Origin of the sequence: Fibrobacter succinogenes (genome assembly GCF_902779965.1) — a bacterium.
GTDB classification, from domain to species: Bacteria; Fibrobacterota; Fibrobacteria; order Fibrobacterales; family Fibrobacteraceae; genus Fibrobacter; species Fibrobacter succinogenes_F.
In genome coordinates, this window is sequence record NZ_CACZDK010000065.1 from 1 (window position 1) to 9033 (window position 9033).

Annotated in this window: 6 protein-coding genes and 1 pseudogene; 5 read left to right on the top strand and 2 right to left on the bottom strand. The window is 47.6% G+C overall.

Annotated elements, in window-relative coordinates; genetic code table 11:
* Positions 1–336: 336 nt before the first annotated feature.
* Entirely contained in the window at positions 337–1116 is a 780-nt protein-coding gene (pflA, locus tag HUF13_RS16925; protein ID WP_173476202.1) for a pyruvate formate-lyase-activating protein, read from the bottom strand.
* Between the two features lie 522 nt (positions 1117–1638).
* Between pflA and HUF13_RS16930 the strand changes: the two genes are divergently transcribed.
* Positions 1639–2124 carry a hypothetical protein gene (locus HUF13_RS16930; RefSeq protein WP_173476203.1) on the top strand — a complete coding sequence of 162 codons (486 nt, stop codon included), beginning with the start codon at positions 1639–1641 and terminating at the stop codon, positions 2122–2124.
* Positions 2125–2149: 25 nt separating this feature from the next.
* Positions 2150–2866 (top strand): MBL fold metallo-hydrolase, encoded by a 717-nt coding sequence (locus HUF13_RS16935; protein ID WP_173476204.1) that lies wholly within the window; start codon positions 2150–2152, stop codon positions 2864–2866.
* Between the two features lie 474 nt (positions 2867–3340).
* On the opposite strand, the gene pflB is transcribed toward HUF13_RS16935, so the two are convergent.
* On the bottom strand, positions 3341–5596 hold the full coding sequence (gene pflB, locus HUF13_RS16940) for a formate C-acetyltransferase (RefSeq protein ID WP_173476205.1): 2256 nt from the start codon (positions 5594–5596) through the stop codon (positions 3341–3343).
* Positions 5597–5965: 369 nt separating this feature from the next.
* Between pflB and HUF13_RS16945 the strand changes: the two genes are divergently transcribed.
* The 3 genes and pseudogenes from HUF13_RS16945 to HUF13_RS16955 all read left to right on the top strand — a co-directional run.
* A complete protein-coding gene (locus HUF13_RS16945; protein ID WP_173476206.1) occupies positions 5966–7054 on the top strand; it encodes a family 16 glycosylhydrolase in 1089 nt (362 codons plus the stop codon).
* Positions 7055–7324: 270 nt separating this feature from the next.
* Positions 7325–7810: a hypothetical protein gene (locus HUF13_RS16950; protein WP_173476207.1), complete on the top strand. Its 486-nt coding sequence runs from the start codon at positions 7325–7327 to the stop codon at positions 7808–7810.
* 670 nt (positions 7811–8480) lie between these two features.
* Positions 8481–9033, top strand: a pseudogene (locus HUF13_RS16955) (alanine--tRNA ligase-related protein); the annotation flags it as partial.

The window sequence follows — 9033 nt, forward strand, 5'->3', positions numbered from 1 at the left end:
CTTGAACGAAGAGAAAGCCAGCGTCATTAAGGCGCTGGCAGTAACAGCCCCTTCTAGGGGCAAAGCAAGCCACCCCTCTTAGGGGTGGCTTGTGACTTTGAGCGAAATTTGAAAAGCTAAACGGCTTCAGGGTTCGGCGCTTCGTTAACCCTTGCTGAAAGGTAAACCTTTACTCAAACACATCTTGTCATGCCCGCCACCGAGCGGGCATCTCCTGTTTTGAGCGAAATTTTGATTTAAATTTTAAAGACGAAGCTGTGCGCCTCGTCTTTTTTTGCATTGTCATGCCCGACCATCTCGTATAATGATCTCTTCCTACCGTCTACTGTCTACTGCCTACTTCTCTTTCCATCCCACATACTTTGCGGTTTCGAGAATTTCGTTGGCGTTTTGAACGCGTTCTGCGGAAGGCGATTGCGTGTCCTTCAGCGCGTAGTCGATTTCGAGTTCTTTGTACTTGCTTAGCGCAAATGCGTGGTAGGGGAGGACTTCGACGCGCTTGACGTTGTGGAGTGTGCGGATGAAATCGCGGGTGCGCGTGAGTGCTTCGTCGTTGTCGCTGATGTCCGGCACGAGCACATGGCGAATCCAGATGGGCTTTTGGATTTCATCCAAATAGCGGAAAAATTCGATGATGTTTTCGTTACCTAGGCCAGTGAGTTCTTTGTGTGCTTTGCCATCGATGTGTTTGATATCTACGAGCAGAAGGTCTGTTGCTTTCATCAGGCGTTCGATTTTTGCGAATGCTTCGCCGGTGCGTCGGAATGTGATTCCGCATGTGTCAACGCACGTGTGGACTCCGGCTGCTTTTGCGGCTTCGAAAAACTCAATCATGAAGTCTATTTGCGCCAATGGTTCGCCGCCGCTGACGGTGATGCCGCCGTTGCTTCCCCAGTAGGGCTTGTAGCGGATGGCTTTTTTCAGCAAATCCTCTGCGGAGATTTCAAACGATCCGTTCTCGGTTCCGTTTGCGCTTTTTGTGCCGAAGTCCCAAGTTTCCGGGTTGTGGCAGAACTTGCAGCGCATGGGGCAGCCCTGCGTAAAGACGACAAATCGAATTCCCGGTCCATCGACCGATCCGAACGTTTCAAGCTTATTGATTCTTCCGAGAGTCATGTCCCAAAAATAAAAAAGTCTTGCTCCGCATGAAAGTGATATTTTTGATTACAGAATAAAGTCTGTGGTTTTATGTATAAGTCTAAACGATGCGAGATAAATAGTCAAATAATTTGAGGGTAATGATTGTTCGTCGTGAAAATGGAGGCGTCGGCCAAGGCTATTCCTTCGCAGTAGCGTGCAAAACGAGTGTTGCGACGGGCTGCTCGCAGACCGGCATAACCGAGTGAAGCCGCTAACGCCTTAGGCGTCAAAAGCATCAAAGGCGAATGCTGCGGTTGCACTTGTGCAAACATAGCTGAGCCGTAATTGCTGATGCTGAAAGCATCCACTCTGACCGCCCGCAGATGTTTTTTTGCATTAAAAAAGGAATCCTGGCGGAGAGCCGTTTTTCTCTATATAATACAAACCCCGAATAAAAAGCCAATCATAGCATGTCAATGCGCTGTATTGCTTGAATAATTATTCTTTTTTAATATCTTATTCATTTATATTTAAAGAAAAGATGAGGAGGATGTCTTTATGAAAAATTCATTGTTTGTTTTGATGACTGCGGTGGCCTTTGTTTGGGTTACCGCCTGTTCTGATGATTCTGGCGTTGACAATGCGAGTGGAGCCACTGCGGGCCAGGAGTCGGTTGCGTTGAAAAATTCGAATTTTGAAGTTGGAAAAGGTTCGTGTAGCGGTGGGCATTTGGAAAAGCGTGCAGAGTGGGGCGATGAATCCATTGATTTTGTGATGAACGAAGACGGATCCGCTGTTTTTTTCCTGAATACGATTGCAGGATGTGCCGAATACGGGCGTGTAACAGATATAAAGTTAGATCGTCAGGGTGATACTTTATTGGTTCATGATGTTTTCGAATATTATCCGGATTATAATCGTGGTCCCACTAATGAATGCCTTTGTTTTGCCGATTATCGTGTGAAGGTTCCTGCGGAGTACATTGGTGTCAAGTACCTGAATTTTTACGATGTTTACACCGTTGTTTACAAGGATAAAGAGTAAGCGAAAATTTTCTATCTTTGGCGTTGTGCCGAGAATTGTTAAACTTACCGATAAAATTCAATATTTGCAGGTTTCGTACGAGCCGCTGAGTGCGGACGTTGTTGTTGTGCGTGGTGATAGCGCCTGGTGGATTTTTGACGTGGGCGCTTGCGATATGGCGGTCGATTTTATCAACGCTTTGCCGCGCGTTCTTGTCGATGCTCGTGTTGGGGAAAATGCCGCGAATCTCGATAGTTGCAGTGATGCCTCGGTTCCGCTTCAAAAGAACATTGTCATTTCGCATTTTCATCGCGACCATTTGCTGAATGTCGTGCGGCATTGCAATGGCGAGGTTTTGCTGGATTTCGATACGCTTTATGTCGGTTCGCATGCGTCTAAAGTTGTGGGTGAAATGAGCGACCGCAAGAAGATTGCCGTGACGAAGCCGCTTTTGTTTGATGATGGCGTGCATATCGAAATTTTGCCGATTCCGAATAGCCATGCAAAAGGTTCGTTGGCGCTTGTTGTGGATGACTATGTTTTCTTGGGCGATGCAACTTACCCGATGGTGGGGCATGGGGAACCGGACGTGTATAACGTGCAGATTCTCGAACAGCAAATCAAAATGCTCAAGTCGCTTAATGCATCGCATTTTTGCTTGAGCCATAAACGCGGGCTTGTGCGCGATAAAAGTTCCGTGATTCAATTTTTGGAATCCGTGCTTGCTCGCCGCCAAAAGAACGAAAATTACATCGTGGCGTAGCGGCGGCATTTCTAAGTTCCCATTTTCACGCCTTTCGAGGCTTTTCACCGCATTTCAAAGCCCGCATTTCCTCAAAAAATTTACGGCGATTTCGCTGCATTTGACGTTTTTGAAGGGGCGAAATTTGCAAAAAGTGTTACTAAATCGACTTTTTTGGGCGGTTTGGTAACATAAATTTATGATAAATTAATCTGTTTTGAGCCCGTTTGACTTAAAAAACACATTGAAATGATACCAAATACAGTAAAAAGACTTGATTGGTGTCATTAGGTTTACTTGATTATTTATTTTTATTGTATATAAAGTAAGAATTGTGTTGCCAAATGTGTGCTTTTTCCCATTTTGGTACCATTTTTTGCCGAAAATTGTCCTTTTGCGCAACAAAAAAGGTTCCCTTTCGGGAACCTTTTTAAGCTTTGCGGCTTTCTCAATCGCGGCGCTTTTTAAAACTTTTCCAAGCGTTTTCCCGAGCGATTAGAGCACGCCGTGTGCCTGGCGGGCAATCACGTCGAGTTGCTGTTCGCGAGTGAGCTTGATGAAGCGCACGGCGTAGCCAGAAACGCGGATCGTGAAGTTCTGGTATTCTTCCTTCTCCGGATGTTCCATGGCGTCCTTGAGTTTTTCGACACCGAATACGTTCACGTTCAAGTGGTGGCTGCTCTGGCCGAAGTAACCGTCGAGAACCTGCACGAGCTTGTTGGTGCGTTCTTCGTCATCGTGACCGAGAGCGTCCGGATTGATGGTCTGCGTGTTGCTGATGCCATCGAGAGCGTATTCGTACGGAATCTTGGCGACAGAGTTGAGGGATGCCAAGAGGCCGTTCTTTTCTGCACCGTAGCTCGGGCTTGCGCCAGGAGAGAACGGTTCGCCCTGCTTACGACCATCCGGGAGGGAGCCCGTAGCCTTACCGTAAACAACGTTACTTGTAATGGTAAGGATAGAAGTAGTCGGTTCAGAATCGCGGTAGGTCGGAGTCTGCTTGATCTTGGCCATGAACGTCTTGAGGAGCCAAACGGCGATATCGTCTGCGCGGTCATCGTCGTTTCCATAACGCGGGAAGTCGCCTTCGATCTGGAAGTCCTGAGCGAGGCCGGTAGCCGGATCGCGGATGACCTTGACCTTGGCGTACTTGATTGCAGAAAGGCTATCGACAACGTGGCTGAAGCCTGCGATACCCGTAGCAAATGTGCGGCGAACGTTGGTATCGATGAGAGCCATTTCGGCAGCTTCGTAGTAGTACTTGTCGTGCATGTAGTGAATCAAGTTCAAAGTATTCACGTACAAGTGGGCAAGCCAATCCATGTAGAGACTGAACTTGTGAACGACTTCGTCGTAGTCGAGGTATTCGCTAGAGATAGGCGGATATTCCGGGCCGACCTGCGTTCCCTTCACGAGGCATTCGTCCTTACCGCCGTTGATGGCGTAGAGGAGTGTCTTGGCGAGGTTTGCACGAGCGCCGAAGAACTGCATTTCCTTGCCGGTCTGGGTTGCAGAAACGCAGCAGCAAATGCTGTAGTCGTCGCCCCAAATCGGACGCATCGTGTCATCGTTTTCGTACTGGATGGCGCTGGTCTTCACGGAAATTTCAGCAGCGAACTTCTTGAAACTTGCCGGGAGGCGCGGGCTGTAGAGAATCGTGAGGTTCGGTTCCGGAGACGGGCCCATGTTCACGAGCGTGTGCAAGAAACGGTAGTCGTTCTTGGTCACCTGATGGCGGCCGTCCTGGCCGAGGCCTGCAACTTCGAGCGTAGCCCACACCGGGTCACCACTGAAGAGTTCGTTATAGCTTGTGATACGTGCAAACTTGACCATACGAAGCTTCATCACGAAATGGTCGATGATTTCCTGAGCTTCGGTTTCGTTGATGACGCCGTTCTGCAAGTCGCGGGTCATGTAAATATCAATGAAGGTCGAAACGCGGCCCACGCTCATAGCGGCACCGTTCTGCGTCTTGATGGCGGCGAGGTAACCGAAGTAGAGCCATTGTACAGCTTCGCGGGCGTTCTTTGCCGGCTTGGAAATGTCATAGCCGTAAATCTTCGCCATGACCTTCATGCCTTCGAGTGCCTTGATCTGTTCGGCAAGTTCCTCGCGTTGGCGGATCACGTGTTCGCGCATATCCGTATCGTCCGTCAAAGCCTTGTCGGCCTTCTTTTGTTCGATGAGATAATCGATACCGTAAAGAGCTACACGGCGGTAGTCACCGACGATACGGCCACGGCCGTATGTATCCGGAAGGCCCGTAATGATGTGTGCCTTGCGAGCCATACGCATAGCCGGCGTGTAGGCGTCGAAAACGCCTTGGTTGTGCGTCTTGTGGAATTCTGTGAAGATGCGGTGAAGTTCTTCGCTCGGTGTGTAACCGTAGTTCTTGCAAGATTCTTCAGCCATCTTGATGCCGCCGAACGGCATGAATGCGCGCTTGAGCGGCTTGTCGGTCTGGAGACCTACGATCTTTTCGAGATCCTTAGTTTCTTCGGAAATGTAGCCTGCCGGGTGGCTTGTGAGAGTAGAGACAACGTCTGTGTCCATGTCAAGGACGCCGCCCTTTGCAATTTCTCTTTTCTGTAATTCTTGGAGTTCAGCCCAGAGCTTGTTCGTTGCTTCTGTTGGGCCCTGCAAAAACGACTTGTCGCCGTCGTAGGGAGTATAGTTTTTCTGGATGAAGTCGCGGACGTTAATTTCGTCCTGCCAGCGACCGCCTTTAAAGCCTGTCCATGCTTCCTGCATATAGCCTCTTTTGCTCGTACAAAACTGTTAGTGCAACTGAAAAAAATACCTAACTTTTCAAGTTGAAAAAAAAGAATTGTAGCGATTTTTCCTGTTTTTTCTTGCTTTTTTAATGTAAACCGCAATATACATATTTAAAAGAGGGTGGGCAAGGTATGAAATGCACCATTTTATGCCAAAAAGCCGCTTACGAAAAGCTTACAACGCTAATGTTTGTTCAAAAAATGGAAAAAGCGTTTCTTTGTGTAAAATTGGTACAATATTATGTAAAATACGGTCGATACAGTTGTGTTTCAAATTTCATTCACTATATATACATGATTCTATAACAAAAGGTATCTTATCGAAAAAGAAATTAAGAGGTCGATTATGAAAAAGATTATTCTTCCGATGGTTGCTGTGGCGCTCATGACCGCATGCTCCGATGATAATGAAAACATAAATTTTGTTAATGCTCTGCAGCCTGGCGCAGTGTCGTCTAGCTCGGAAGCAACGATTCCGGTTGCAAATTCTAGTTCTGATGCTACGATTCCCCCGACAGAAGTTTCTTCCAGCTCCGATGCTGTTGTTCCGCCGTTGTCCTCTAGCTCGGTTGATGTTCCTCCGGTTGTTTCCTCTAGTTCGGTTGATGTTCCTCCAGTTGTTTCCTCTAGCTCCGTAGCTTCTTCTGCCGAATCTCAATTTACTTATGCAGTGCCGAAGCTGACTGAACTTGACCCAACGAAGAGTTATTCCTTCTATGGTGCTGAACTTACCGGTAGAGATCAGTTCAAGTATGGACGTTTTGAAGCTCGCATGAAGATGGCTGCTATTTCTGGTTCTGTGAGCTCCATGTTCGTTTATTACGACAACTCTTGGATTAAGGAAGAAGAACCTTGGAATGAAATTGATATTGAAGTGCTCGGCAAGGCTCCTGCTCAGTGGCAGTCCAATATCATCACCCGCGAAGGCAACCCGTCTATTAAGAAGAATACGTCTACTGAAAGCAAACCGCTTCACGATTTTGGTTTTGACGCCACTCAGGATTTCCACCTTTATGCCATTGTTTGGACTCCAGAATATGTGGCATGGGAAATCGACAGCGTTGAAGTGCGCCGCGATACGCTTGGTGGTGCTCATGGAACGCATGCCGATGCAGACCAGGTCAAGTTCTTGACTCAAGAACAGTCTCTCCGTTTCAACCTTTGGGCTTCTAATAGCGCTGCTTGGACCGGCAAATGGGCTGGTGGCGTTGGCCTTCCGGTTGAACAGCAGATTGATTACGTCCGCGTGTATTCTTATGATGCCGCAACCAAGGGCTTCACGATGCTCTGGCAGGATGATTTCAATGGCGACGATCTAGATGATAGTCACTGGGCAAGAGGTGACTGGGAAATGGAACGTGTGAACCTCCGCCAGGAAAACGTTATCGTCGAACAAGGTGTTTGCCGCCTTATCTTGGACTACGAAGCAAACTAAATAAAAGTTTTGGTGTGTAGAGGATGGCCTCTCGGAGATAATCCGGGAGGCTTTTTTGAATTTTAGTTGTTGGATGTTTCTATTGATTGTTTACTATTAACTATTGTTTACTTTTTCCTAAAAAGGAATAATTGTATATTGGTCGATGGTCGCTAGTCATTAGATATTGGTTTGTTGCTTGGAATGTAATAAGATTATTCTTTTAACTGTTCTGTTTACTAACCACTGTTTACTGTCTACTTCCTACTAATAACTATATTGAGGATTATCATGAAAAAATTTTTCTTAATGGCTATGGCCACAATTTCACTTGCTTTGATGGCTTGTGCTCCTTCTAAGCTTGATATTCAGGAAGCCGCAGTGACAAGCGATGTGCTTGTTGAAGTTCGCCAAGTGTTGAATGATTCAATTAGTCTGTATGTAGGTAATGTACTTTATCTAAACTCTAGGCAGGTCGTTGCCGATGATTTGTACCCGTTGCATGTGAGCACGCGTGATCCTTCGGAATTTGAAAAGCTGGCGCCAACGGATGAAATCAACAGCGATGAAGAACTTTTGAATTATCTGCGTCGCAAGGCTCCGGATCTGATGAATGTTGGCATTGTAATTGGTGAAACGGCTTACAATGAAGTTGGCTTTGAAGAACAGGCCGTCGTTGAAAAGCTCACGAAGATTTTCCAGAAAGTTCAGGGCGGCTCGCTCAAGCTTTTCCATGAAAAAGAAGGCCACCTCACCGACATGAAAAAACTGTATTAGTTGCTGCGACTCGTCATGCTGAGTCGAAGACGATGCATCCAGTGAAGTTGCAAACGTCATCCTGAGCCCGTAGGGCGAAGGATCCATTAAGTCAGCATTGTCATTCCCGCGAAGGCGGGAATCCAGTAACATTTTCTATTACACTGTCACCCCCGACTTGTTCGGGGGTCGCCTTTTTATATTGCATTTCCGGGGCGTTACGGGGTGCCCCCGTTAGAAAGGGTAGCGGAAGCCCGTAAGGGCTGAAGCGAGGGGAAGACTTGCCCCTTTTCTAAACTCAAAATCCTTCCTACTTCCTACTTTTCTATCTTGGCGCTCCTTCGGAGCGCATTGGGCATCTCCGATGCCATGCGGCTGCATTTCGGCCATAGGTAATGTAAACATTACCTGCGGCACTCAATTTGCACGCATTTAGCTCGGCTCAGCAATGTCAAAACAACAAGTTGTTTGACGTCTATGACGTAAGTGGCTGCGGTTCGAAAATGCAAAAACATGTTTTTGCGCTTTCGAACCTTGCACACTTTTGCCGCTGCGTTCGCCTTTGACACACTTCGAGTGTCTTTTGCTAGGCTCGGAAGTGAGCCTGTAAACAGTCCCGTTTCACTCGCCTTATGCAAAAGTTGCTAAATTTGTGCCCGTAAAATAAAAAGGAATAGCTATGTCCGAAAAAATGACTTCTGCGCAAGTGCGCGAATCTTTCATCAAGTTCTTTGAATCCAAGGGCCACCTCTTTGTGCGTTCTTCGCCGGTGGTTCCGCATGACGACCCGACGCTCATGTTCACGGCCGCGACAACTACCACCACACCTTCTTCGAAATGCTCGGTAACTGGAGCTTCGGCGATTACTACAAGAAAGAAGCTATTTCTTGGGCTTGGGAACTCCTCACCGAAGTTTGGAAGCTCCCGAAGGAACGTTTGTTTGCCACCGTGTACCAGGACGATGACGAAGCTTGGCAGATTTGGAAGGACGTGTCTGGTCTTCCGGATGACCGCATCATGCGTTTTGACGCTCACTCCAACTTCTGGGAAATGGGCGACACCGGTCCGTGCGGCCCCTGCTCCGAAATCCATTACGACCGCGGCGACCTCGCTACGCAGGCCGAAACGTTCAAGGACCCGATCAAGGGCGTGAACGGCGAAAACGACCGCTACATTGAAATTTGGAATAACGTGTTCATGCAGTACGAACGCGTGAGCGACGGAAGCCTCATTCCGCTGAAGGC

Bases quoted from the DNA above. Each gene is read 5' to 3' on its own strand.
- pflA (WP_173476202.1), bottom strand. From the start codon at position 1,116: ATGACTCTCGGAAGAATCAATAAGCTTGAAACGTTCGGATCGGTCGAT.
- HUF13_RS16930 (WP_173476203.1), top strand. From the start codon at position 1,639: ATGAAAAATTCATTGTTTGTTTTGATGACTGCGGTGGCCTTTGTTTGG.
- HUF13_RS16945 (WP_173476206.1), top strand. From the start codon at position 5,966: ATGAAAAAGATTATTCTTCCGATGGTTGCTGTGGCGCTCATGACCGCA.
- pflB (WP_173476205.1), bottom strand. From the start codon at position 5,596: ATGCAGGAAGCATGGACAGGCTTTAAAGGCGGTCGCTGGCAGGACGAA.
- HUF13_RS16950 (WP_173476207.1), top strand. From the start codon at position 7,325: ATGAAAAAATTTTTCTTAATGGCTATGGCCACAATTTCACTTGCTTTG.